The sequence below is a fragment of the Bartonella sp. LJL80 genome (assembly GCF_054871565.1).
Map to the genome: position 1 here is coordinate 7,501 of NZ_JBTXLM010000001.1, position 25,520 is coordinate 33,020.

Annotated in this window: 26 protein-coding genes (1 of these 26 running past the window's edge); 17 read left to right on the top strand and 9 right to left on the bottom strand. The window is 50.1% G+C overall.

All coding sequences use genetic code 11. The features are described from left to right. Positions 1 to 295: the 5' portion of a zinc ABC transporter substrate-binding protein gene (locus ACYSNS_RS00040; RefSeq protein WP_461721086.1), read on the bottom strand. It extends 602 nt beyond the left edge of the window; the window shows 295 of its 897 coding nt (coding positions 1–295); it begins with the start codon at positions 293 to 295; its stop codon lies off the left edge, out of view. A gap of 153 nt (positions 296 to 448) precedes the next feature. Here ACYSNS_RS00040 and ACYSNS_RS00045 point away from each other — a divergent pair, with 153 nt between their 5' ends. From ACYSNS_RS00045 to ACYSNS_RS00070, 6 genes are all read left to right on the top strand, one after another. Next, the gene (locus ACYSNS_RS00045; protein ID WP_461721087.1) at positions 449 to 1,246 is read left to right on the top strand and encodes an ATP-binding cassette domain-containing protein; all 798 of its coding nucleotides are present in this window, start codon (positions 449 to 451) and stop codon (positions 1,244 to 1,246) included. After that, complete coding sequence (locus ACYSNS_RS00050) at positions 1,239 to 2,045, top strand: iron chelate uptake ABC transporter family permease subunit (protein ID WP_461721088.1); 807 nt, start codon at positions 1,239 to 1,241, stop codon at positions 2,043 to 2,045. Before ACYSNS_RS00045 ends, ACYSNS_RS00050 begins: the two co-directional genes overlap by 8 nt. Then, positions 2,038 to 2,430, top strand: a complete 393-nt coding sequence (locus tag ACYSNS_RS00055) for a Fur family transcriptional regulator (protein WP_461721089.1) — start codon at positions 2,038 to 2,040, stop codon at positions 2,428 to 2,430. Before ACYSNS_RS00050 ends, ACYSNS_RS00055 begins: the two co-directional genes overlap by 8 nt. 72 nt (positions 2,431 to 2,502) lie before the next feature. After that, entirely contained in the window at positions 2,503 to 3,609 is a 1,107-nt protein-coding gene (locus ACYSNS_RS00060; protein WP_461721090.1) for an HlyD family secretion protein, read from the top strand. A gap of 7 nt (positions 3,610 to 3,616) precedes the next feature. Further along, on the top strand, positions 3,617 to 5,188 hold the full coding sequence (locus ACYSNS_RS00065) for a DHA2 family efflux MFS transporter permease subunit (protein WP_461721091.1): 1,572 nt from the start codon (positions 3,617 to 3,619) through the stop codon (positions 5,186 to 5,188). A 199-nt stretch (positions 5,189 to 5,387) separates the two neighbouring features. Continuing rightward, positions 5,388 to 6,560, top strand: coding sequence for an iron-containing alcohol dehydrogenase (locus ACYSNS_RS00070; RefSeq protein WP_461721092.1), 1,173 nt, complete (start codon positions 5,388 to 5,390; stop codon positions 6,558 to 6,560). Positions 6,561 to 6,908: 348 nt separating this feature from the next. Here the strand turns inward: ACYSNS_RS00070 and ACYSNS_RS00075 are convergent, their stop codons facing one another. Together ACYSNS_RS00075 and ACYSNS_RS00080 are read right to left on the bottom strand one after the other, a co-directional pair. Next, positions 6,909 to 7,499 carry a GNAT family N-acetyltransferase gene (locus ACYSNS_RS00075; protein ID WP_461721093.1) on the bottom strand — a complete coding sequence of 197 codons (591 nt, stop codon included), beginning with the start codon at positions 7,497 to 7,499 and terminating at the stop codon, positions 6,909 to 6,911. Positions 7,500 to 7,581: 82 nt separating this feature from the next. Beyond that, positions 7,582 to 8,715, bottom strand: coding sequence for a type III PLP-dependent enzyme (locus tag ACYSNS_RS00080; protein ID WP_461721094.1), 1,134 nt, complete (start codon positions 8,713 to 8,715; stop codon positions 7,582 to 7,584). Positions 8,716 to 9,292: 577 nt separating this feature from the next. Between ACYSNS_RS00080 and ACYSNS_RS00085 the strand changes: the two genes are divergently transcribed. Continuing rightward, positions 9,293 to 10,207, top strand: a complete 915-nt coding sequence (locus ACYSNS_RS00085; RefSeq protein WP_461721095.1) for a LysR family transcriptional regulator — start codon at positions 9,293 to 9,295, stop codon at positions 10,205 to 10,207. A 13-nt stretch (positions 10,208 to 10,220) separates the two neighbouring features. Here ACYSNS_RS00085 and ACYSNS_RS00090 read toward each other — a convergent pair whose 3' ends face one another. The 3 genes from ACYSNS_RS00090 to trhO form a co-directional block, all read right to left on the bottom strand. Beyond that, the gene (locus ACYSNS_RS00090; RefSeq protein ID WP_461721096.1) at positions 10,221 to 10,916 is read right to left on the bottom strand and encodes a GNAT family N-acetyltransferase; all 696 of its coding nucleotides are present in this window, start codon (positions 10,914 to 10,916) and stop codon (positions 10,221 to 10,223) included. Between the two features lie 52 nt (positions 10,917 to 10,968). After that, a complete protein-coding gene (locus ACYSNS_RS00095; RefSeq protein WP_461721097.1) occupies positions 10,969 to 11,622 on the bottom strand; it encodes a tellurite resistance TerB family protein in 654 nt (217 codons plus the stop codon). A 61-nt stretch (positions 11,623 to 11,683) separates the two neighbouring features. After that, entirely contained in the window at positions 11,684 to 12,601 is a 918-nt protein-coding gene (gene trhO, locus ACYSNS_RS00100; protein WP_461721098.1) for an oxygen-dependent tRNA uridine(34) hydroxylase TrhO, read from the bottom strand. A 113-nt stretch (positions 12,602 to 12,714) separates the two neighbouring features. On the opposite strand from trhO, the gene ACYSNS_RS00105 reads away from it, so the two are divergent. Then, positions 12,715 to 13,353 carry a 2-dehydro-3-deoxy-phosphogluconate aldolase gene (locus ACYSNS_RS00105; protein WP_461721099.1) on the top strand — a complete coding sequence of 213 codons (639 nt, stop codon included), beginning with the start codon at positions 12,715 to 12,717 and terminating at the stop codon, positions 13,351 to 13,353. A gap of 430 nt (positions 13,354 to 13,783) precedes the next feature. Here the strand turns inward: ACYSNS_RS00105 and ACYSNS_RS00110 are convergent, their stop codons facing one another. Continuing rightward, positions 13,784 to 14,614, bottom strand: coding sequence for a ferredoxin--NADP reductase (locus ACYSNS_RS00110; RefSeq protein ID WP_461721100.1), 831 nt, complete (start codon positions 14,612 to 14,614; stop codon positions 13,784 to 13,786). 238 nt (positions 14,615 to 14,852) lie between these two features. On the opposite strand from ACYSNS_RS00110, the gene ACYSNS_RS00115 reads away from it, so the two are divergent. The 3 genes from ACYSNS_RS00115 (at position 14,853) to ACYSNS_RS00125 (ending at position 17,446) form a co-directional block, all read left to right on the top strand. Next, positions 14,853 to 16,280, top strand: a complete 1,428-nt coding sequence (locus ACYSNS_RS00115; RefSeq protein ID WP_461721101.1) for a phosphomannomutase — start codon at positions 14,853 to 14,855, stop codon at positions 16,278 to 16,280. Then, a complete protein-coding gene (locus ACYSNS_RS00120) occupies positions 16,274 to 16,561 on the top strand; it encodes a putative quinol monooxygenase (RefSeq protein ID WP_461721102.1) in 288 nt (95 codons plus the stop codon). The genes ACYSNS_RS00115 and ACYSNS_RS00120 overlap by 7 nt, the downstream gene beginning before the upstream one ends. A 135-nt stretch (positions 16,562 to 16,696) precedes the next feature. Further along, positions 16,697 to 17,446: a FadR/GntR family transcriptional regulator gene (locus ACYSNS_RS00125; protein WP_461721103.1), complete on the top strand. Its 750-nt coding sequence runs from the start codon at positions 16,697 to 16,699 to the stop codon at positions 17,444 to 17,446. A 51-nt stretch (positions 17,447 to 17,497) separates the two neighbouring features. On the opposite strand, the gene ACYSNS_RS00130 is transcribed toward ACYSNS_RS00125, so the two are convergent. Then, positions 17,498 to 18,886 (bottom strand): uracil-xanthine permease family protein, encoded by a 1,389-nt coding sequence (locus tag ACYSNS_RS00130; protein ID WP_461721104.1) that lies wholly within the window; start codon positions 18,884 to 18,886, stop codon positions 17,498 to 17,500. Positions 18,887 to 19,185: 299 nt separating this feature from the next. On the opposite strand from ACYSNS_RS00130, the gene cueR reads away from it, so the two are divergent. The 4 genes from cueR (at position 19,186) to ACYSNS_RS00150 (ending at position 22,316) form a co-directional block, all read left to right on the top strand. After that, entirely contained in the window at positions 19,186 to 19,587 is a 402-nt protein-coding gene (cueR, locus tag ACYSNS_RS00135) for a Cu(I)-responsive transcriptional regulator (RefSeq protein WP_461721105.1), read from the top strand. A gap of 245 nt (positions 19,588 to 19,832) precedes the next feature. Further along, positions 19,833 to 20,405 (top strand): cytochrome b, encoded by a 573-nt coding sequence (locus ACYSNS_RS00140; protein ID WP_461721106.1) that lies wholly within the window; start codon positions 19,833 to 19,835, stop codon positions 20,403 to 20,405. A gap of 88 nt (positions 20,406 to 20,493) precedes the next feature. Beyond that, complete coding sequence (locus tag ACYSNS_RS00145) at positions 20,494 to 21,654, top strand: alpha-hydroxy acid oxidase (RefSeq protein WP_461721107.1); 1,161 nt, start codon at positions 20,494 to 20,496, stop codon at positions 21,652 to 21,654. An 11-nt stretch (positions 21,655 to 21,665) separates the two neighbouring features. Next, positions 21,666 to 22,316 (top strand): FMN-binding negative transcriptional regulator, encoded by a 651-nt coding sequence (locus ACYSNS_RS00150; protein WP_461721108.1) that lies wholly within the window; start codon positions 21,666 to 21,668, stop codon positions 22,314 to 22,316. Positions 22,317 to 22,486: 170 nt separating this feature from the next. Here the strand turns inward: ACYSNS_RS00150 and ACYSNS_RS00155 are convergent, their stop codons facing one another. Beyond that, entirely contained in the window at positions 22,487 to 22,951 is a 465-nt protein-coding gene (locus tag ACYSNS_RS00155) for an Lrp/AsnC family transcriptional regulator (protein WP_461721109.1), read from the bottom strand. Between the two features lie 163 nt (positions 22,952 to 23,114). Between ACYSNS_RS00155 and alr the strand changes: the two genes are divergently transcribed. Next, the gene (alr, locus tag ACYSNS_RS00160; RefSeq protein ID WP_461721110.1) at positions 23,115 to 24,260 is read left to right on the top strand and encodes an alanine racemase; all 1,146 of its coding nucleotides are present in this window, start codon (positions 23,115 to 23,117) and stop codon (positions 24,258 to 24,260) included. Continuing rightward, positions 24,257 to 25,513, top strand: coding sequence for a D-amino acid dehydrogenase (locus ACYSNS_RS00165; RefSeq protein WP_461721111.1), 1,257 nt, complete (start codon positions 24,257 to 24,259; stop codon positions 25,511 to 25,513). Before alr ends, ACYSNS_RS00165 begins: the two co-directional genes overlap by 4 nt. Positions 25,514 to 25,520 lie beyond the last annotated feature (7 nt).

The following is a 25,520-nucleotide window of genomic DNA, read 5'->3' on the forward strand; positions in this document are numbered from 1 at the left end:
GCGACAATATGACAAGCTGCTTTCCGGCGCTAAGGCTTTCGATCGGTTTTTGCAGAAATCCTTCCATATGCGGATCGGCAATAAAGATGATATCGGCGTGCGAAAGCATCTCAGCATCCGAAGGTTTAAGGGCATAGCCGTGTTCGGACCCGGCACCTTTTACAATGAGCCCAGGTGTCGCAACGCCTTCCATCACCGCTGACACCAGCGAATGAAGCGGTTTGATAGAAACGACGACCTGTGGCGCTGCACTTGCAGAAGCACTAAAAAGGCTTAAAGCAAATGCCAATGACATTGTAACCATACAGGATAAAATGGGGCGGAACACGTTTAAACCTCACAAATGTTACTATATTACGTAACCACTCTGTATTAAAACGGACAAACGCAACGCGCAAGCAATTTTGAAAAATAGACAAACAGGAAGAAATAGGCAGGAAGAAATAGAATGATCGGTGAATGGTTGTTATCGCTCGACAAGGCCGGCATTCAACGCGATGGGCGTTGGCTTGTCCGCGATATTGATCTTGATATATTTCGAGGGGAAATCGTTACACTGATAGGCCCCAATGGCTCAGGCAAATCAACAACGGCAAAGATGGCATTGGGCATTCTCGCGCCGACGCAAGGCAATATGCGTCGCAAAGCCGGATTGACAATTGGCTATGTTCCGCAAAAGTTGACAATCGACCCTTCCCTGCCATTGACGGTCCGTCGGTTGATGACATTGACGGCAAATCTTGATAGCGCTTCGCTGAAAGCAGCTCTTGCACAAACCGGGGTTGAAAATTTGGAGACATCCAATGTGGCGGATTTATCCGGTGGCGAGCTGCAACGCGTTTTATTGGCACGCGCCATAGCGCGTAACCCAGACTTGTTGGTGCTTGACGAGCCGCTGCAAGGGGTGGACTATAACGGGGAAAGTGAGCTCTACGCCTTGATTGCCAGCCTTCGTGAAAAGCTTGATTGTGGTATTCTCCTCATCTCACACGACCTTCATATTGTTATGGCAGCCACCGATAGAGTTTTGTGTTTGAACGGCCATATCTGCTGCAGCGGTACACCGGCAGACGTTGCCGCCAGTGAAATCTACACGAATTTAATGGGCAATACGGCCGAAGCGGGGTTGGCCCTCTATCAACACCACCATGACCATCGTCACAGTCCGGATGGTTCCTTAAGCAACGATAATCCGACATGCTGCCACCACCATAGCGGACATAACGGGACAGAGAACGATGTTTGACGATTACATTTTACGCGCCATATTTGCCGGCATCGGCATTGCCTTGATGGCCGGACCGCTCGGTTGTTTCATCGTGTGGCAGAGATTGGCCTATTTCGGTGATACAATGGCGCATTCGGCATTGCTCGGTGTTGCTTTTGCTCTTTTATTAAACATAAACACGATGCTGGGCGTTTTTCTGGTCGCGGTGATCGTTTCACTGGCGCTTTATTTTCTACAATCCCGCGAGAAATTATCCGGTGATTCTCTTCTCGGCATTTTATCCCATTCGACATTGGCCATCGGTTTGGTTCTCATTGGATTTATGACGTGGACGAATGTGGACATGAACAGCTATTTGTTTGGAGATATCCTCGCCGTATCCCGCAGTGACCTTACGACAGTATGGGCAGGATGTGCGTTTATATTGATTTCACTATTTATCTTATGGCGCCCGCTTTTAGCACTGACCATCAATGCGGATATGGCTAAGGCTGAAAACATGAATCCCGATCGCGCACGTTTCATTTTCATGCTGCTTCTGTCTATTGTTATTGCGGTTGCAATCAATATCATCGGTATTCTGCTGATTACAGCCCTTTTGATTATTCCGGCCGCAACAGCAAGACGATTTTCATCTACACCGGAACAAATGGCGGGTATCGCTGCTGTTATAGGCATTGCAGGAATGGTGCTTGGCCTTTATGCTTCGGTACAATTCGACAGCCGCTCAGGCCCAAGCGTCGTGGTGGCGTTATTTTTATTGTTTGTTGTAAGCCGCTTGATTCAAGCGGTCACAAAGGAGCGTCGGCATGGCTGACAAGCTAACTCGCAACCAGGGTTTGGTTCTTTCAATTCTTGAAAATGAAAAAGCTCCGTTAAGTGCCTATACCATTTTGGATCGTTTGCGATCAGAAGGCTTTCGCGCTCCGTTGCAAGTGTACCGCGCTCTGGAAAAACTGATTGAAGCAAAACGCGTACACCGTTTGGAAAGCGTCAATGCCTTCATGGCCTGCACGCACCCCGACCATTGCGACCATGGGCTCACAGCTTTTGCCATTTGCGATGTCTGTGGCGAGGCGACTGAAATAGAAAGTCACGCTTTGGCGCACAATATTGATAAGATTGCGGATGGCATTGGTTTTACACCGCGTCAAAGCATGATCGAAATTCGCGGAACATGTGCACGCTGCGCAAATAAATAAGCACCTTTTGATTGCCGGTTTCTGTCGTTTGTATTAAGAATGCATCTTTCGCCAGATTGAAAGCCCTCTCACATGTCCGAACCGTCGCAAAGCGCGTCAGAACCTTCCGCTGCCAAAAAAACATCGCGTAAAAAAATTGGCCTCGTCATTCTTGTTATTGCAGCTTTGGTTCTTGCGTGGTGCGGTTATCGCTGGATCACCGAATGGCGTTTTTTAGTCACAACGGATGATGCCTATGTGCAAGGGGACATTGCCGCAATTGCACCAAAGGTAAATGGCTATATCGAGGAAATACCGGTTGAAACGAACCATCCGGTAAAAAAAGGCGATGTCTTGTTCCGTCTCGATGATGGTGATTACAAAATCGCCTTTGATCAGGCAGAAGCAAAACTTGAAACACAAAAGCGCACCCTGCAGCGGATTGAAGCGCAGATTACCGCATCGAAAACATCGTTGGATGAGGCGCGGGCACAAAAGGATGCTGCAAGCGCTGTCGCGGTCAATGCAGAAATAACTTTGAACCGTGCCAAACAGCTTAATGCCGACAGCTATGTTGCCAAATCCGAAGTCGACAATGCCAAATCCGCCTATGATCAGGCGATTGCCAATGTAACGCGGGCGGAGGCGCAAATTGCTGCTGCTCAAGCCAATATTGCGGTTCTTGAGGCAGAAAAAGAGGAAACGACCAGCGAAACGCGCAGCCTCGAGCTAACTCGTGACAAAGCAAAACGCGACCTCGATTTCACAATATTACGGGCGCCTTTCGACGGTGTCATTGGTAATCTATCGGCCAAAAAGGGTGATTTTGTCGCCAATGGCCAACGTTTGGCCGCTCTGGTTCCTGTCCATGCTTTGTATATTGATGCCAATTACAAGGAAACACAGCTCCCCTCAATTTACGGCGGGGAAAAAGTCCGTATTTCCATTGACGGTTTGGATGGCGAAACATTTGAAGGAACAGTGCTTTCCCTATCGCCTGCCTCCGGTGCGGTGTTTTCACTGCTTCCACCGCAAAATGCGACAGGCAATTTTACAAAAATTGTGCAACGGGTGCCCGTGCGTATCTCTATCCCGCAAGATGCCTTGGACACAGGGCGTATTCGCGCCGGCATGAGCGTTGTTGTGAGCGTGGACACACGAACGAAACCTGAAGGCGCAGAACCGCTGGCGCAAAAGTGACACGCCCATGACCGGCTCCAACCCTGCCATTCCAGCCGCTGACGACCATATGGAACCACGCAAGATCGTGGCATTCATTGCCATGGTTTTTGGTATGTTCATGGCTATTTTGGACATTCAAATCGTTTCAGCATCATTGGCGGAAATTCAGGCCGGTCTTTCAGCAAGTTCTGATGAAATATCGTGGGTGCAAACATCCTATCTGATTGCAGAAGTTATCATGATACCGCTGTCCGGCTTTCTTGGTCGGTTGCTTTCCACGCGGGTGCTCTTCACTGTATCCGCCGCAGGATTTACACTGGCCTCCGCCTTATGCGCCACAGCAAGCTCGATCGAGCAGATGATTATCTATCGCGCGATACAGGGGTTTATCGGCGGCGGTATGATACCAAGCGTTTTTGCAGCGGCCTTTACAATTTTTCCTCCGTCCAAACGACCCATCGTATCACCGATTGTGGGGCTTGTGGCAACACTTGCTCCGACGATCGGGCCGACAGTTGGCGGTTATCTCAGCCATGCTTTTTCCTGGCATTGGTTATTTCTGGTCAATGTACCATTCGGTATCATTGTTGCCATCGCTGCATGGAAACTGATCGACTTTGACAAGGGTGATTCTTCGCTGTTTGAAAAATTCGATTGGTGGGGCCTTATCGGTATGGCGACATTTCTTGGCTCGCTCGAATATGTTTTGGAAGAAGGCCCGCGCAATGACTGGATGGAAGATGAACTCATCCGTAGTTTCAGTGTTGTGATGGTTGTGGCTGCGCTTTTGTTTTTCTGGCGGGCATTTACCGCTAAAGAACCGATTGTTGACCTGAAAGCCTTCGCCAATATGAATTTTGCGCTAGGATCGCTATTTTCGTTTGTTATGGGGATCGGGCTTTACGGTTTAACCTATCTTTACCCGCTCTATCTCGGTCAAATCCGCGATTACGATGCCTTGATGATCGGCGAGACGATGTTTGTGTCGGGTTTGACCATGTTTTTCTCCGCACCGCTGGCAGGGTTTCTTTCAACACGGCTTGATCCGCGACTGATGATGGCGCTTGGATTTGCCGGATTTGCCTGGGGCACTTGGCTTGTTACCGGCATGACAGCTGACTGGGATTTCTGGGAGCTGTTTTGGCCGCAAATCTTGCGTGGTGTGTCGTTGATGCTGTGCATGGTGCCTATCAATAACATTGCACTAGGCACCCTTCCACCTCAGAGGCTCAAAAATGCATCGGGCCTTTTTAACCTCACCCGCAATCTTGGTGGGGCGGTTGGGCTTGCCGTGATCAACACAATCATTATGCGTCGCACAGATTTGCATTATGAACGGCTTGCTGAAAATGTCCAATGGGGCAATCATCAAGCGCTGGATTTATTGTCGGGCCTAGCGGCGCGGTTGGACTTTCCCAATCTCGATTCAAAAACTGCCGCGTTGATGCAGCTCTATAATATTGTCCGCGAACAGGCGACCATCATGGCATTTATTGATGCATTTTTCATTTTGACACTGCTGTTTCTCTCACTCACCATTTTGGTGTGGGCGGTAAAAAAGCCCTCTCCCATGGCAAGTGGTGGCGGCGGCCATTAAAAGAAAGGCACGCGGCACAATTCCCGTGCTTCTTTGTATTGGCTCACAGGTTTCCGTATCAAATACAGTCTTCCGTCCTGTATCATGGAAATGGTCTACTTTTGTAAGTACCCCTGCACCAATATAGAAAGCGGTTGATTGCTCTGACAAAACGCAAAGGTTTCATGAAATCTTCGGGTTTGTACACTATATCGGATATATGACTGAGATGAATTTACATGCTGAATGGATATTTCCCACCCGAATCGCTTTGGGTGCAGGACGCCTTGCCGGTTTGGAAGACTTGCTACAGCGCGCTGAGGTCAATTCGGTCATGGTGATTACAGATCGTGGATTGGCGCTTTCCAACCCTTTGAAGAAGTTGCTTCGCCGCATTGATAAATCGCAAATCGGCTTTGGTGTTTTTTCCGCCTTAGATGGCGCGCCTGATCGTGAAATTCTGGAATTGGCGGTTCGCCTTTATCGAAGTGGCGGTTTTAATGGTATACTGGCATTTGGCGGCGGATCGGCGATTGATTTGGCAAAGCTTACTGCTTTGTTTTGCAGTGGCGATGCCGATTGTCGCAATCTTCTCATACCGCGTCGCGATGTCATCGTTCCGCCCGTCATCGCAGTTCCCACACTGGCTGGAAGCGGAGCAGAGGTTGAAGAAAGCGCTTATCTTGCGACCAACGATGCCCAAGGTGGACGTACCTTTAATGACCCGCGGCTACGGCCTTCGCTTGTCGTTATGGATCCGCAATTAGCCGCCACAGCATCGTCTGCCATCATTGCCGGTGCAGGTATGAATGCATTGGTGCACGCGGTCGATAGCTGGTGTTCACCATTCTTCAACCCGGCAGCAGATGCATTGGCAGTAGAAACGATACGGCTTGTTTTTGGTCATCTGCCGAAAGCTGTCAGCGAGCCTCAGAATTTGGAAGCGCAGACTTATATGCTGAGCGCATCGGTATCCGGTGCCTTAGCGGCCACCAAAGGTTTGGGCGCAACAATGGCGTTAGCGCATTCGGTCTGCCATCGCTATCATACGCATTTCGGTATGACAGCGGGTGTCTTGTTGCCGTATGTGTTGGCGTTCAACCAACCCGTCATTGAGGCACGAATCAATTTACTTAACGATCGACTAGGAATTAAAGGCGGATTTAACGGTTTTGCCAGCGTATTGCTCGCACTGCGCAAGACGATCGGCGTTCCCACAAAGCTCGGCGGTTTGATCAAGGATAAAAAGATCAAGGCCAAGGATAAGGCTTTGATTGATGGCCTGGCCATCGAAGATCCTGCTGCTGGCGAAAATCCAATTCGGTTGACAAAAAAAGCGGCATTGGAAATTCTCAATGCCGCTATTGCTGGAAAAATGAACCGGAAAAAATAGAGCATTGGGAACGCGCGTCGCGTTCGATTGCATCCAGGCAACACACATTAACGATTTGTTTTTCGCGTATTGTAGCACCAATGCGGTTCCCACTTTTAGCTACACGCTGTTGATCGCGGTGGCTCATCACTCTCATGCTCTAGAGCATTTTCGAGCCAAATGTGGAATCACATTTGCGCGCGAATAATGCGACAAAATAATGAATCTAGAGCACATGTTTGGTCTATCAAACACCGAACGTGCTCTAGACCGGTTCCCGATTGATGTGAATCATCAATCGGATATGATACCGTTACAAATCAAAAGCTTGAGGCGCGCCGGCCGGATAGCATCCGGTCGAAAAGCGCTTTAAGCGACCTGTTTTTCTCTCGTTTTGCGTGCACTCGCGCGCATTCCCGCAGGTTCCAAGACACCATGGCAACCATCAAGATGCTCCTCAATCAGCTCCAGAGCCTGGAAACGGTGCTTTTCATAAGGTCCGGGCATTGCAAATGTCTTGGTCAAAACAGATGAAAAGCCGAAACGCTGGTAGTAATCGGGATCACCCACGAGAAAGATAGCGCCATGACCAAGCCTACTTGCTGATTCGATCGCTTGGCGCATTAAAGCAGAACCAAGACCACAGCCGGCAACATCCGGGTGGACAGCCAAAGGCCCTAGAAGCAGCCCGGTATGAATATCGTCTTTATCACGGCCAAAATGAACATGCCAAAGACGCAAAGTTGCAACAATATTCTGCTGCAAATCTGTCACGACGAAAGCAAGTTGATCTGCTGGGAGACGACCGCGACGGATAGCTTCGGATGACTTACGACGACGCCCTTCCCCCATCGTTAAATCAAGCAATACTTCACGCGCATGCAGATCGCCCTCACTTTCGAGGCGAAGGGTGAACGATTGGCCGTTTACAGCGACAATGTCGGAGTATGAAGAAAACATAGCCGGAATCCTCTCAAACTCAGCCAGCCGGAAAAACCGGCCGGCATAAGTATTCAGAATGGTAACAGAGTGAGAGATAAAATCAGATAACGTAGGACCGCAAAGGTTCAAAGCCGTTAAATGCCACTGAAGCATAGGTCGTCGTATAAGCACCTGTGCCATGGATGAGCAACTCATCACCCACTGTCAAAGAGATCGGCAGCGGATAAGGTGTTTTTTCATACATCACATCGGCTGAATCGCATGTCGGACCAGCCAACACGCAAGGCTCCATCACGTCGTGATCCCGGGTTGTTTCAATTGGATAACGAATAGCCTCATCCATTGTCTCGGCAAGGCCATTGAATTTGCCAACATCAAGATAAACCCACCGAACATTATCATTGTCGGCTTTTTTAGAAACCAGAACAACTTCAGTGCGGATAACACCGGCATTGCCAACCATGCCGCGGCCCGGCTCGATGATGGTTTCAGGCATACGGTTCCCAAAATGCTTGCTCAACGCGTCAAAAATAGCCATGCCATAGGCCTGTGCCGTAGGCACATCCTTGAGGTAGCGTGTTGGGAAACCACCACCCATATTGACGAGTTTCAGCAAGATTCCTTCTTTTGCCAAGGTCTGAAATACCTTCGAAGCATCTGCCAAAGCACGGTCCCATGCTTCCAGATTGGTTTGCTGTGAACCAACATGAAACGATACACCATGGGCTTTCAAGCCCAATTCATGGGCGCGACGCAATACATCGACAGCCATGGCAGGCACACAACCGAATTTGCGCGACAGCGGCCATTCCGCGCCCTCACCATCTGTCAAAACACGACAGAAAACGCGGGCACCGGGTGCTGCACGAGCAACTTTTTCAACTTCTTCGACGCAGTCGACCGCATAAAGCGAAATACCCAATTCATGGGCGCGCGCTATATCGCGTTCCTTTTTAATGGTATTACCAAAGGAAATACGGTCAGGTGTTGCACCGGCATCCAATGCCATCTCAATCTCGGCAACAGATGCTGTATCGAATGATGAACCCATGGAAACAAGCAAACGCAAAATTTCAGGCGCAGGATTGGCTTTTACAGCATAGAAGATGCGTGATTGTGGAAGGGCTTTCTCGAAGCCTTCATAATTTTCGCGCACAACATCAAGGTCCAGGATCATGCATGGGCCTTCTGGGCGGCGAGTTGCGAGAAAATCGCGGATGCGTTGTGTTGCCATTTCGGTTCTCCTTGGGAAAGCTATACTTCCCCGATCTTTGCCTTTCATGACACCACGTCATGAAAAGCCAAGGGACAAAGTGCAGGCTCTTGCTTTCACGTATTCCGGTTATTGGAGTTACCGAAAAACCTTCTGCAATGCTTGCGGCGGAGGAACAGCGCGCGCCAACGCATTGTTCCGCTTTGTCTGCCTTTTGATTGGAAACGAAAACCGTATCCGCACGGAAGGCAATGAGGTGTGCCTCTTCAGTAATTCCAGCGTTTGGACAGCTGGAAGACACCAGAAAGGCCCGCACCGTCGTTGCTTCAAGATGTCCTCATTCCTTCGGTTGGCCGTAAGAATGACTGGAGCGGTTAGGTCCAGGTACCGTACCGGCTACCCTCACCATTCGAGGACCGGCGGACACCCACAGGCACGTGCGACTTTGGGCAAGAGCGCATATAGGCGCAACCTATAGGGCTTTCAATATTTTTTTTCTGTTTTTCGCATTTTTTTATTTCCATTCGGCTTTTTGATGCGCAAAAGTCACAATAACAGGGTTATAACAGGTAAAATTGACCAAAAAAGGATGAGCACCATGGGACTTTTCACAAGAATGCGTGCTTTTGTTGACGTGGTCGAGGCGGAAGGCTTTTCTGCCGCGGGGCGAAAAACCCATAAATCGAAAGCTTTGCTGTCAAAGCATGTGCGTGAACTGGAAGATGAGTTGGGCGTCTTGCTGCTGAACCGCACAACGCGCCAGCTTTCTCTTACCGAAGCCGGACATACTTATTATTTGCGCGCACTTGAGATCCTCAAAGAACTTGACGATCTGCAAGACAGTATCACCCAATCGAATACCGTTGCGCATGGCCGCATCAAAATCAGTGCATCGCGTACCTTTGCTGATGCGCCTATTGGCAAATCACTGGTGGATTTTCTGGTTTCCCATCCAGACATCCACCTTGATGTCCACCTTGACGATCGCTTTGTCGACCTTGTCGACGAAGGCTTTGATCTTGGCATCCGTATCACACGAATGGAAGATTCATCACTGATCGCGCGCCGTCTTATCAATATCGCGTCGGTCATTGTAGCCTCTCCCCAACTCCTGGAGAAAACCGGAACCCCATTGAAGCCGCAGGATCTACGCAGCATGCCTTGTCTTGTTGATCGGAATAATCGCAGTTTCAACAATTGGGCATTCATGACCGAAGATGGAAACCTGTTTTCCATCCCCATTTCCGGCCCTATGGAAGTCAATGGGCCAATCATTACCCGAACCGCGGCAATTGCTGGAATAGGTTTCGCCCGTATGCCGCATTTTGTAGCCGCTGAAGAAATTTCCAAAGGCAGACTGATTTCTGTGCTGGATGCCTATACAGTTAAAGATACCGGCATTTTCGCAGTCTACCCGCATCGGCGCTATCTCCCTGCCAAAGTGCGGCTTCTTGTCGACTATCTTGTGCATTGGTTTAAAACCTACGACAAAGAGCAGACAAAACCACGTTGAAAAATTCCTGTTTTCAAGATGAGGTGGCAGAACGCTCGGCATCAATGAATGCGGCCAAGGGTTTTATCTGTTGCTGGTCTTGATCAAAATTATCCGGCTTCAACCAGTGTTCATAAGCACGTTTCAACCATTGCCACTCGTGATCGACAATGGAAAACCACGCCGTATCGCGGTTTTTACCTTTTTGCACCATGTGTTGCCGAAACAGCCCCTCATAGGTAAAACCAAAGCGAGCAGCGGCCTTCTTCGATGGCGCATTTTCATTGTTGCACTTCCATTCAAACCGGCGATAGCCGAGAGTGTCGAAAATATAGGATGCAAACAGGTAAAGCGCCTCGGTTGCCTTGGCGCTGCGCTGCATTTTTGGGCCCCAATAGATATGGCCGATTTCAGCAACGCCATTGGCGGCATCAATCCGCATGAGGGCCTGCCTGCCGCAAGCATTGCCATTGCTCCGGTCCACAACCGCAAAAAACATTGGATCGTTAAGGCCCTCGACGCTTTTAATCCACGTTTCCATTTCTTGACGATCACGCGGTGGCTGTTCAAAAAGCCAACGGAACCGTTCCTGCCCATCAGGCTGATGGCCTGCGTCGAACAATCCGTCGAGATGTTGTTCGACTGACATTGGCTCCAGACGCACAAAACGGCCCTCCAGAGTTTTTCTTTCCGGAAAAGACCGTTTTTCAAAATGCGCAAGATCCGCCATTTGGCACTCCTTCAGGTTTAAACCGTCAGGAAATAGCAGAACCTTTTATCTGTCAACGCCCGACTTGGGCAATCGCCTGCTCAACCTGTTTGAGCAGTCCCTCTGGCAGGGATAATTTCTGCGTCAGATTGTCAAGATAATTGCGGTCTTTCGGCTTATTGGGGTCGAGTGCCATGCGCGATGCAACATAAAGCTCGGTCTTTTGCTCGTCGGTGTTGACGGTTTTAACGAGACTGTCAAGATCGACGGGCTTTTCGAGCTCCGCCATCAAAAACTGTGTTGTCTTTTCATCAATATCGGATTCCGCAATTTTTGCCTGAATGAGCTTGCGTTCTTTCGCATCAACATGTCCATCAGCTTTGGCCGCCTGGATCATGGCTCTCACCAATGTCAAAGCAAAATCAGAATTATGTTCGGCACCACTTTGGCCGATATCGGTCAAATCCACCTTCTGGTTGGCGGCATCGTCATCTTTTTGGAAATTCTTCAATGCTTCAAACGCAACACCGGCAATAGCTGCCAGACCACCACCTTTGATCAGGCCTTCCAGCATGTTGCCTTTTTGGTTGCCACCAAATAAGCCACCAAGCAAATCACCGACGGAGAAGTTGGCTGCATTATTTTGCTCTGTAGCATTTTGACTATTCTGCGTGGCAGAATCGCGCGACTGCAACAGGTCGGTAAATATCTTTTTAGCATCAAGCATATCTGTATCCTCAGTTGACGCCCCCAAGCAACAACTAGAGCGAGCATACAAAATAGCAAGGTCAGTGGCCGATATGTGGGCCATCTCCGCGCTTGCGCGCCAATTTGATCTGCTTGTTTCTTTCGCGGAAACGCTGGCGATCATCTTCGCTTCGCTCGCCATAACAAGCCTCGCAGGAAACCCCTTCTTCAAAATGGGGTTGCAACTTATCGGCCGCACTCAAAGGGCGCCGACATGCGCGGCAAAGTTGAAGGCCGCCTTCCTGCAAACCATGCCCCACAGAGACACGTTCATCAAAGACAAAACACTCACCCTTCCAAAGGCTTTCTTCCTGCGGTATCTCTTCCAGATACTTCAGAATGCCGCCCTTCAAGTGGTAGACCTGATCAAAACCAAGGCCGCGGACGTAAGCGGTGGATTTTTCACACCTGATGCCGCCCGTGCAAAACATCGCAATCTTGCGCTTTTTTTGCAGTTCGCCATCATGCTCGGCAACCCATTTGGGAAAATCCCGAAAGGTTTTAATATCGGGGTCAACAGCGCCTTCAAACGTGCCTATGGCATATTCATAGTCATTACGCGTATCAATCAGGATAGTATCTTCATCCGTAATCAGAGCGTTCCAATCTTTCGGCGCAACATAAGTGCCAACCACTTCCAGCGGGTCGACATCTTCGATCCCCATGGTGACAATTTCTTTTTTCAGCCGAACCTTCATCCGGTGAAATGGCCGTTCGGTCGCTGTTGAATATTTCAATTCGGGATTTTGCAGCTCTGGCTGCGTGGTAATAAAGGCGATGAGCTTTGCAACCGCCTCGGCGCTACCGGCGACTGTGCCATTGATCCCTTCATGGGCAAGCAGCAATGTGCCTGTTATATTGTTCTGCTCGCACAAGGTGCGCAAGGGTTGTTGCAGCGTACGATAACGCTCCAAGCGGGCAAAACAATAAAGGGCGGCAACGGTGAATTTCTGTTCCATTCTCCTGCAATAATGCCAAGCAGGCTCTAATTCAAGAACAATTCACAACACCCTTTTATATCCATGGTGAAAAGCCTATAACAACCATATAAAAGCCGTCTGGAGATAGAGCAATGAGTCAAAAAGTCGAACGCCTTTTACCCATCATGGAAGGACAGAGCGTCATACCGGTCTTATTGATTGATCGTCTTGACGATGCCGTACCTTTGGCTCGGGCCTTGGCAAAGGGTGGTTTAAAAGCCATCGAAGTAACATTGCGCACCCCGGTTGCGCTTGATGCCATTCAGGCAATTGCTGAAAATGTGCCGGAGGCAATTGTTGGCGCTGGTACGATATTGAACACCGACCATTTTGAAGCAGCCGAACATGCAGGGGCAAAATTTATCGTCAGTCCCGGTCTGACAGGCGAGCTGATTGATATCGCGGAAGATAGCGAAATACCGATGTTACCGGGAGCCATCACACCAAGCGAACTCATGGGTGCCATGGAAGAAGGGTATCACTATTTGAAATTCTTTCCGGCGCAGGCCGCAGGCGGCGTTGACTTTGTTAAATCGCTTGCCTCACCCTTCGCAGATATCAGGTTTTGCCCTACTGGTGGCATTTCACTCAATAATGCGCCCGAATGGCTACAGCTGGCAAATGTTGTCTGTGTCGGGGGATCATGGGTTGCGCCGAAACAACTTGTTGAAGCCGGCGACTGGGACGGTATCACGAAATTGGCAGCTCAAGCCGCTGAACTTAAAGCTTAGAGCGTGTTGCGAAAAGTATAAAGCGCATCCGTTGGGAAAACGTGTCACGGGATGATTTTTTAATCCCGCTCCTATCGGATAAAAACGTGGCTTAAAGAATGGATTAGAGCGCATTTCGATCTAATCCAACTAGAGCATGTTCGGTATTTGATGAACCAAATACGTGCTCTAAGCTTCTGTTTTTCCGCATTTTTTGTCCGAAAACCCTTCACACTTTTCGGAAAATGCTCTCGGTCAAAATGCGCTCTAATGCATGCAGCGTTGTCTTGAGATCAGATAAAACGCATGAACACTCTGATTTATTGCGTTTATATATCTGATACCAACCGGATTATAAAAACTGGCGCTCAGACTGTTTTATCGGCAGATGCGGTCCCACTTTTCGCACCACGCTATGACGTTCGTGTAAGCTGGCAGCCGGTTCCGGCTGTCAATCGACAAATGCACGTTCAACCACATAGGTGGCGGGTGCATTATTGGCGCCTTCTACTAGGCCGAATTCTTCACACATGGCTGCGCAATCCTTGAGCATTGCCATGGAGCCGCAAATCATGACACGGTCTTCCTGTGCATTGATATTGGCCAGACCTGTATCCTTGAAAAACACACCGCTACGCATTGCATCGGTAATCCGTCCCATATGCGGGGACTGCTCACGGGTGGTCATAGGGTAAAATTTCAACTGCTGTGCAAATTCTCCAATCAGCGGATCTTCTTTCAATGCCTGCACAAGTTCGCGCGCATAATTCAGTTCGTCAACCTCGCGGGTTGTTTGGATCAGCACAACCTCTTCAAACTTTTCATAAGTTTCCGGATCTCGGATCAGGCTGGCAAACGGTGCAACCCCTGTCCCCGTTGATAAAAGATACAGCCGCTTGCCCGGAACCAAAGCATCAAGCACCAATGTTCCGGTGGATTTTTTGCGCATCAACACCGTGTCGCCAATTTTAATTTTCTGCAAATGCTCGGTCAAAGGTCCTCCCGGCACCTTAATGGAAAAGAATTCCAGCTCTTCATCCCAAAACGGGCTTGCAATCGAATAGGCCCGGTAGACCGGTTTTTCCGCATTGGGCAAACCGATCATGACAAATTCACCCGAACGGAAACGGAAGCTTTCCGGCCGGCTCACACGAAAACGGAAAAGTCTGTCTGTATAATGCTTTACGTCACGCACAGTCAGCGCAAATACATTTTCCGGAATGGGAAAGCTTGATGTTGCGGCAGGTGCATTGGTAGCTGCATTGGCGGCAGACGCACTCATGGGAAAGTTCCTTATGATTGTGTGAGCGGGTATTCTTGACAATTGCGGACATGATATAACCCTGTCCGCTTGATCTGCCAACATCTCTATTGCATCTTTCTGACATAAAGACGAAAATCTTTTCGTCAAATGTCTGTTGTAGATAATGTATGACCGTTAGAAATCGAACTGAGACTGAATTGGAAAACCCAGATGCGAGAACCTTGTAACGTCCATCATCTCCGCACATATGCCGCTCATGACTGAAACAGTAAAATTCGGGACAAGCGGCCTTCGCGGTCTGGTCAGCATGATGCGTGATGATGTGTGTTACCGTTACACGGTCGGCTTTCTCAGGCATTTGTGTGCATCAGGTCTCATCGAGCCCTCGACTTCGCTTCTGGTAGGCATGGATCTGCGGGCCAGCAGCCCGCATATTGCAGCTGCCGTAATGGCGGCTGCCGCCACTGAAGGCTTCACTGTTGTGAATGCAGGCCCCCTGCCCACTCCGGCCTTGGCGCTGGCGGCACAGAGCCGCAAATTGCCGGCGATCATGGTGACGGGGAGCCACATACCGGAAGATCGTAATGGTTTGAAATTCTATCGCCCTGATGGGGAAATTACCAAACAGGATGAAAGCGGTATTTTGCAGCATCTGCCGCAAAGCGCGGTCACAGACATTCCGCTAGGTGCAGTGGACATCGACCCTACAATTTTGCAAGCCTATCGTCACCGTTGTCTTTCAATCTTGCCGAAAAACAGCCTGCAAGGTTTACGGATCGGCGTTTATCAGCATAGTTCCGTTGCACGTGATCTCATGGTCGATATCTTAGCGGCTTACGGGGCAAAAACCATCGAAATCGAGCGGGCGGATCGGTTCATTCCCGTAGATACAGAGGCCCTACGCGACATCGATTGCGATATTGCACGACAGGCTGTCAAACAGCATAGGCTGGACGCGCTTATTTCGACCGATGGTGATGCTGACAGACCTTTGATTGCGGGGTCTGACGGAACTTTCCTCAAAGGCGATATTGTGGGATTGCTGACTGCCGATTTCCTTTCTGCCGATGCTGTTGCCGTGCCTGTGACAGCCAGTTCGGCCATTGAAACGAGTGATTTATTTGAAGCCGTCTACCGTTGTCGTGTCGGCTCGCCTTATGTTATTGCCGCCATGGGCCAGGCATTGGATGATGGATACACAAATATTGTCGGATTCGAGGCGAATGGCGGTGTACTGACGGGCAGCGACATTGTGACGGAACAAGGTGTCCTGGCAAAATTACCTACCCGCGATGCTATGCTGCCGCTTTTGAGCGTGCTTGGACTGGCGCAATTGCGCGGCGTAAGTATTCAATCGCTTTATGCCGGTTTGCCGCAACGTTTTACCGCCAGCAACCGCCTCACCAATGTCGATACCAAAAAAGCCGGCAATATTCTTTCCTCTTTGGAAGATTGTACCAACAGGGTACATTTTTTTCACCCGCTGGGGACAATTTCCCATTGGGACGTTATAGATGGTCTACGCGTCATCATCGATAACGGTGACATCATCCACTTTCGGCTTTCGGGCAATGCACCCGAACTTCGATGCTACTGCGAAGCATCCTCACAACCACAGGCAGACAGGCTCTTGCAATGGGGGCTACAGACGATTGCCGCAAAACTGGAGAATACATCATGTTGAAAGTTGTCGCCCATAAATATCTCAAGCCAGAATTATTGGATAAAACCGACGGATTGTTTTCAGAGCTGGTTGAAAAAACCCGTAAAGAAGACGGATGTATCTCCTATGACCTTTTTGTGGATGAGGAAGATACCGGACATTTTGTGTTTATAGAAACATGGCGTGATCATGCGGCACTTGGCGCGCATGCACAATCTGAACACTTCACCCGTATCGTACCCGCATTGGACGCAATGGCACGAAAAGAAGGCGTGGTTGCCAAGATGAAGCAGAAGCTTTGATATAATCTTTTCGGCATGGTGCGCCAAATTGTTGCACCTGCCGACTATGTTGGAAGTTGAAGCACAGATGTGTTAAAGGCGCTTGCTATATGACAAGAGACTTGTGAAAGTGATTGACAATGGGAGGCGGTGATTATGGACGGTCGGGACATCAAAGTGGCTGAGGAGACCTCTTCTTCAACTGCCCTGCTTGATCTCATCCCGGTAAAGCGCCGTGAGACCCTCGCAGACCAGATTGTCGATGTATTGCTTGCCCGTATGACCTCTGGCAATCTTAATCCGGGTGACCAGTTGCCCACCGAACAACAGCTTTCAGAAGCGTTTCGGGTGAGCAGAACCGTTGTGCGTGAGGCAATTGCAAGACTGAAACAGGAAGGCCGCATCGAAACACAACAGGGTCGCGGTGCCTTTGTTGTCGAACAGGCCACACCAAGCTTTGTTCAAAATATCCAGCTGCATTGCGAATTGCTGCCCACCCACATTATGGAGCTGCGGCGTATTATAGAACCGGCAGCGGCAGCGCTTGCCGCAAGTCGGCGCCAAGATGCAGATCTTATTGCCTTGACCAAAGCGGTGGATGCATTGGAAAAGGCCGGGGATTGTTTCCACGATCGGGCACTTGCCGACATGGGATTCCACTGCGCTGTAGCAGTTGCAAGCGGCAATCCGCTCTTTGTTTCTGTCATTCAGACACTGCACCAGCCGATGACAGATTTTCTTTCGCTCGCCCATTGCAATACAGCCAAAGTTACCGGCGCTTTCAGTGCAGCCGAACAGGAACATGCAGCGATTGCCAAGGCAATTATTGACGGCGAGCCGCGTGAGGCGGAAAAGGCCATGGCCCGCCATCTCAAACGCTCTGCAACGCGGCTTTCCATATCCTGAACATCGTTTTGTCGACATGGGCATTCCCATGAGCGTATAGGACGGCCATGATCAACCTTCTTGCGTGCTTTCTAGCTCCACCGGTGTTTCAGGCAAAAGCAGATTAAGCACGATGGCTGTTATACCGCCTGCAGCCAAACCCGACTTCATAATGTCTGCAATCCAGACGGGGAGATGGCTGACAAAATCGGGCACCTGCGGCACCCCTACGCCAACAGCAAGAGCGATTGCGATGATCAACAATGCGCGACGATCAAGCTTGACGGCTGAAAGAATATTGATGCCCGAAGCGGCAACCGAACCAAACATAATCATTGCAGCGCCGCCAAGAACAGGTTCCGGCATCGCCTGAATGAGCGCCGCGATTTTGGGAAACAATCCCATAACAATGAGAATGGCTGCAATCCACAGTCCAATGTATCGGCTGGCGACGCCAGTCAGCTGGATAATACCATTGTTTTGCGCAAAGACCGAACTGGGAAATGTATTGAAAAAACCGGCAAGCAGCGAATTGGCGCCATTCACCAGAACGCCGCCTTTGATACGTTTCATCCATACCGGGCCAGTGACTGGCTGACCGGATATTTTACTGGTTGCGGTGATGTCGCCAACAGCTTCCAACGATGTGACCAGATAGATAACAATGAGTGGGATAAACAGCGACCACGAAAACGAAAGACCGAAATGCATAGGTGTCGGCAGCGCAAACAATGCAGAATTCTCAAAGCCTGAAAAATCCAGCCTCCCTAAAAAACCGGCAATGATATAGCCGACCGCAAGTGCCAGAATGATTGCACTGGAACGTATCCACGCAATATTGACGCGATTGAATAGAATGATCAACGCGAAGACCGAGCAGGACAAACCAAGATTTTCGAGACTGGCAAAATGGCCTTCCGGGCCCATGGATGCATAACCGCCCCCCATACTGACCAAACCTTCTTTGATCAGGGTCAAACCAATGAGCAACACAACGATGCCCGTCACCAACGGCGTAATCATCCGGCGGATAAACGGCAGTATGCGCGATACGCCCATCTCGATGAACGAGCCGGCAATCACCACGCCAAAGATTGCCGCCATCACTTCATGCGGTGGAATGCCACTGGCAACCATGGCCGCAGCACCCGCAGAAAGCGGCCCGACAAAGTTGAAACTGGTGCCTTGCACAATCAAGAGACCCGCACCAAACGGCCCGATTTTTTTACACTGGAAAAATGTTGCAATACCGGAAATGACCAACGACATGGATAGAACCATGGCCGTATCTTCCGGTTTGAGCCCCGCAGCACTGCAAATGATAAAACCAGGCGTAATGATGGGAACGATAATGGCCAATAGATGCTGGAAAGCAGCCAGAAAGGCGACGGGTGGCGATGGCCTGTCTTCAAGTGCATAGACCAGATCAGCCGATGTGGATTGCGGCAATTCTTTTGTCATGATTTCGCTCCGGTGGTTTCTCGCCTTGCTGGTGGATCATTCAATGCTGTTTAAGAGTGACCCTGTTTTGATAGAGGCACGAGATCACTCTGAGCTTTTCTTTTTACGTATTTTCCAAACGAAAAAGTCATGCAACTTTTTCTGGAAATACTTTAGTCCAGTAAGCCGTAAAAAAGGTCAAGCGACTTTGTGTCAGCGCTTGCATTATCCACCACCAAGACCGATTATATAAGCAAGTTCTCCTCAAGACAGGCCACACATCTGACCGCGATGGCGAAGGCAAAAACAGGATCAAGCATATGAATATCGGTGAAGCTGCCAAACAATCCGGATTAACAGCCAAAATGATCCGCCATTATGAAGAAATCGGCCTGATTGCACCGGCCCACAGAAGCGATAGCGGTTACAGGGTTTATATGCCCAATGACATTGCCAATCTAAGATTTGTCCGGCGTTCCAGAGCATTGGGGTTTTCCATCGAGGATATCCGGCTGCTGCTGGAATTATGGAAAGACCGCAGCCGGGCCTCCAGCGATGTCAAAAAGCTGGCGCTTTCCCACGTAAAAATGTTGGAGGAAAAAATGGCGGCGTTGCAGGCCATGGTGGATACGTTGAACCATCTGGCCCACAATTGCCATGGCGATGACCGGCCGGATTGCCCCATTCTGGAGGATCTGGCGGGTTGCAAAAGCTGCCATTGAACTTAAAGAGCGGTGACAATCCAAGCATTCGCTGCAGCAACACAAAAATGTTGGCTGGATAGCAGAGACACCGCGTGCGGCGTGCTTCCACCGTCGAGGTTTTTAAACGCGGTCAAACCAAATTTCTGCCCAATCCTTGCAGGGCCATGATAAATTGTCACCGCGCCCGAATGGTTTGCAACATTGCCCTTTTTGGTGCAAAATCAAGACAGGATGCAACCGCAAGTTTAAAAAAGGACCTCGCCATGATAAACGAAAGCCGCAGCCACGATAACGGCTTATGGGACAGCCCGACACGTTTTGGCATTGGCAGCAGAATTTTCCACTGGTCGATGGCAGGACTTTTCATCTGGCAGTTCATCACCGCCATCAGCCATTTCTTCTTGAGCCCCGACAGCAGCTTGCGCGGTTTTTTCTGGCAGACCCATTACACAGTCGGAACGATCCTGTTTGTTTTGGTGCTGTTACGCGGTATTTGGGGGCTTATCAATTTGCGCAGACGCCCTTCATTTGCGCAAAACTTTTGGGGATTGGCTGCCCGCCTTGGCCATTTTGCCCTCTATTTACTGATGTTTTTGGTGCCCTTTTTCGCATTATTGCGGGCTTATGGTTCCGGCCGCGGCTTTTCGGTATTGGGCTTACAAATATTTCTGCCCACCGGCAATCAGGCTCCTGAGCTTATGGCGGCTGGCAACAAGTTTCATGGTGAGCTGGGATGGTTATTACTGCTTTTGATCATCGGCCATATCATGATGGTCTATGTCCACCGACTTATATTGAAAGACGGCCTCGACAAACGCATGTCACGCGCGCGGTAACAATTTCGTCGATTGCCAATAAAAGGCTTTTTATTGCAAGGCGACGGGATTAGACCTTATACAATTGAAGCAATGAGCGAGGCTTGAAATGGCTGAAATTCTCGAGATCAACGATCTGAAAAAAATGGCGAAGCGGCGTGTGCCGAAAATGTTTTTCGACTATGCGGATTCCGGCGCCTGGACTGAAGGCACCTATCGCGCAAACGAAGAGGATTTTCAGAAAATCAAGCTGCGCCAGCGCGTTCTCGTTGACATGACCAACCGGTCTTTGGAAAGCCAGATGATCGGGCAGAAAGTGGCTATGCCAGTCGCGCTTTCGCCGACCGGTCTTACCGGCATGCAACACGCCAATGGCGAAATGCTGGCCGCGCAGGCTGCAGAAGAATTTGGTGTGCCCTTTACCCTTTCGACCATGAGTATCTGTTCGATTGAAGATGTGGCGTCAGTCACAACAAAGCCATTCTGGTTCCAGCTTTATGTGATGAAAGACCGCGATTTTATTGCCAATCTGATTGACCGTGCAAAAGCGGCCAAATGCAGTGCACTGGTGCTGACGCTTGATTTACAGATTCTCGGGCAACGCCACAAAGATCTGCGCAATGGTTTGTCTGCCCCACCCAAATTCACCTTGAAGCATATCTGGCAGATGATGACCTGCCCGCTTTGGTGCATGCAAATGTTGCAGACCAACCGGCGGACATTCCGAAATATTGCGGGCCACGCCAAAAACGTCACCGATCTTTCTTCGCTCAGTTCGTGGACAGCCGAACAGTTCGACCCCAAGCTTAACTGGAGCGACGTCGAGTGGATCAAGCAGCGCTGGGGCGGGCCGCTTATCCTCAAAGGCATTCTTGATGCTGAAGACGCCAAAATGGCCGTCAAAAGTGGTGCCGATGCCATTATCGTTTCCAATCATGGCGGGCGTCAGCTGGATGGAGCACCATCTTCGATCTCCGTTTTACCGGAAATCGTCGATGCGGTTGGCGACAAGATTGAAATCCACATGGATGGCGGCATCCGCTCCGGTCAAGATGTGCTGAAAGCCGTCGCATTGGGGGCAAAGGGCACTTTTATCGGGCGGCCTTTTCTCTATGGCCTTGGTGCCATGGGCAAGGACGGTGTCACCAAGGCGCTGGAAATTATTGCGCGCGAAATGGATATCACCATGGCACTGTGCGGCAAACGCGATATAGCGGATGTCAACCATAACATATTATACGACTATCGGCCGAGCCGCCCCAAAAAATGAACGGATAGACGATGTATACGCCACCTGCATTCCGCATTGACGACCATGCCGCCATGCAGGATTTTATCACGCAGGTGGCCCCCTTTGCTATTCTCGTTTCCAATGGCGAAAACGGCCCTGTCGCGACGCATCTGCCTTTGTTCCTTGATAAGGGTGAAGGTACGCTTGGAACACTTTACGGCCATTTAGCCAAAGCAAATCCGCATTGGAAAAATGCCGGACCGGGCCAATCACTTGCCATATTCTCCGGCCTCGATGCCTATATCAGCCCGAATTGGTATGCCACGAAGCAACAAAACCACAAGGTTGTGCCAACATGGAATTACGATGCTGTGCATGCTTATGGCCACTTGGAAATTTTCGATGAGCCGGATGCCCTGCGCCAAGCCGTGGAGACACTGACAAACCTGCACGAAAGCGGTCAGGATGTTCCATGGCGCGTAGGTGACGCACCGGCCGCATTTATCGATGCGCAATTGAAAGGGATTATCGGCATCAAGCTCATCATTGAACGTTTGGAAGGCAAGACCAAAATGAGCCAGAACCGCAGTCTTGAAGACCGCCAAGGCGTTATTAAAGGTTTGAATGCCAGTAGCGAGCAACGTGACCACAAAGTCGCACAATGTGTCGCCATGACAATCAAGCCGGATATGCTGCGATAGCTACAAAGGTGGCGGGGATTATGCCCGTTATAGTTGCTTGTCACTTTTCATCAAAGTGGATGGCACGTATCTGGCCAAATACAAAAAACCGCCTTAAACGAATGCAATCGACGACAATCCGTATGTGTCCAATGACAGCTTTACTGGCAACTGCACATAGACCAGCATGGTCAGGCGTTCGAAGGTGCCCGCTGGGTTAAAACCGACCGGATTGAAAAACTCGAATGAATGCGCGAGACACCCGGCAGCCGCGATAGAATTTCCTTATGGATGATTTCATAGGCGGATGCGTTTTCCGCCTCGGCGCGCAACCAGTAATCGGCATCGCCTGTCATGAGATAACATTCTTTGATTTCGGGGTGACGACGCACGGCGGCTTCAAAACGGTTAAGATACTCTTCCGTCTGTTTTTCCAATGTGATCTGGATGATGGCCACAAGCCGGTCTTCCCCCTCGACGGCACCGAGTATAGCCGTATAGCCGCGAATGACGCCGCTATCTTCCAATATTTGTACCCGCCGCAAACAGGCCGAGGGTGAAAGCCCAACCTCTTGCGCCAATTTGGCGTTGGTCATGCGGCCATTGCGGCGCAAACAACGGATGATGTTTCTATCTATCGCATCAATGTTTTGCATAATATTTCACAAAATAGTTTTTAAACTCTATAATTCGCTAAAAATTATATATTATATCAAAAATAGACACAACATTCGAATGGTGTTCAATTATTATCGGTTTAATAATAACGGTAACAGCCGTAGGAACACGTGTGTCTGACGCACCAGACAGGATTGAAAAATGGGTAATTTGCAGCAAAACCAGCGAATCTCGGCCTTGGCCTATGGGGCTATTGCAACAATCGACCTTGATGCGATTGCGCATAATTATAATGTTTTGCGCATGCGGGTTGAACCTGCTGCCTGCGCTGCGGTGATAAAGGCGGATGCATACGGTTTGGGTGCGGCACAAGTGGGCCCGACACTTTATCAGGCGGGATGCCGCATTTTCTTTGTTGCCCAGCTTGTCGAAGCGCTGCACCTTAAAACCATACTGCCGGCAGATGTGACGATCGTCATTTTAAACGGCATACAGCCGGGAGCGGAGGCATTGACAGCCGAAGCGGGCGTTGTGCCGGTGCTCAATTCATGGGCGTCGATTGTCGCATGGCAGACACTGTGCCACGACAAAGCAGAAAAATTGCCAGCCATGATCCAGATTGATACCGGCATGAGCCGTTTAGGGCTGGATCATGATGAGCTTAACCACTTGATTACAGATCCGGCGATTTTTGAGGCCGCCGATATACGCTACATTATCAGCCATCTGGCAAGTGGTGATGAAGCGCAAAACCCATCCAACCAAACGCAGTTTGCCGCAATGAAGGCAGCGCTTTCGAAACTGCCAGACTGTCCGGTGGCTTTTGCCAATTCGGGCGGCATATTTTTACAAGCCGACTTTGCGTTCAATCTGGTACGCCCCGGCATTGCACTTTATGGCGTCGATCCGCATGGCCATGTCCCCACAACCATCAAGCCTGTGCTACGTCTGGATGCAAGGGTGATACAAAGCCGTCATGTGCAGAAAGGTGCAGCCATCGGTTATGGCGGAAGCTTTACCACCACACGGCCAAGCATCATCACTACTATTGCGGTCGGCTACGCGGATGGCTGGCATCGCGCCCTTGGCAATAAGGGTTCTGCCTATTTCAACAATCAACGTTTGCCCATTATCGGCCGCGTATCCATGGATTCCATAACGCTGGATGCAACCGATCTCGGCGACGACGCATTAAAGCCGGGTGATGTTGTAGAACTCATCGGCAACAACCAATCGCTGGAAGATGTGGCGCGAGACGCCGGCACAATTCCTTATGAAATTCTGACATCGCTCGGCAAACGCTACGAGCGCATTTATTTGCAAAACGGGCGGAGGGTTGAAATATGAAAGTTCTGGTTCTGGGAAGCGGCGTTGTTGGTGTTACCTCGGCCTGGTATCTGAATAAAGCCGGTCATGATGTGACCGTGATAGATCGTCAGCCCGGGCCGGCTTTGGAAACGAGTTTTGCCAATGCGGGTCAGGTATCCTTCGGTTACACCACACCGTGGGCCGCACCGGGCCTGCCTTTGAAAGCCATGAAATGGATGACACGGCCAAATTCGCCACTGATTATCCATCCCAAGGCAAGTCTCAGCCAGATTGCATGGTTGCTTTCCATGCTCGCCAATTGCAACACAGAGCGTTACAAGAAAAACAAGGCGCTTATGGTGCGCGTGTCGGATTATAGTGCGGAATGCCTCAAGGCACTACGGGCCGAGACCGGCATCCATTATGACGAACGCATGCAGGGCACCATCCAGCTTTTCCGCGATCAGCATCAACTTGATGCAGCGCACAAGGATATGGAAGTGCTGAAAGCCGACGGCATTGCCTTCAACATGTTGGATGCAGCCGGCTGTGTTGCGGTAGAGCCGGGCCTTGCGCCGCTCAAAGACCAGATCGTGGGCGGCTTACAAACCCCAGAAGACGAAACCGGCGACTGTCAGATTTTTACCACCAAACTTGCCGAAATGGCGCAGGCAAACGGGGTCAAATTTCAATATAATACCGACATTAAAAAACTGCACCTTGAGGGCGGACAAATAAGCGGGGTGGAAACATCAACCGGTTTGGAAAACGCCGATGCCTATCTTGTCTGCATGGGATCATTTACTCCGTTCCTGTTGCATGATGTGGGTTTGCGTGCACCAATCTATCCGGTCAAAGGCTATTCCATTACGGTGCCCATTACCGATGAAAGCAAAGCGCCGGTTTCTACTGTGATTGACGATATTTACAAGGTGGCTGTCACGCGCCTTGGCGACCGTATCCGTGTCGGCGGCATGGCGGAGGTTTCCGGTTACACGATCAGGCTTACAGAACCGCGGATGAAAACTTTGCAGGAAGCTTTAGGCATGATGTTTCCCGGGTCTTATGACCCGCAATACCAGCCGGAGCTATGGTCGGGTTTGCGGCCTGTGACACCGGACAGTGTGCCCATTCTAGGTGGCACGAAATATCCCAACCTGTTTATCAATGCCGGTCACGGCACACTTGGCTGGACCATGTCGACAGGCAGCGGTCATTTCATTGCCGACATCATCAGCGGCAAGAAACCGGAAATCGACCCATCAGGTTTGGATATCAGCCGTTATCATTAGAGCGGTT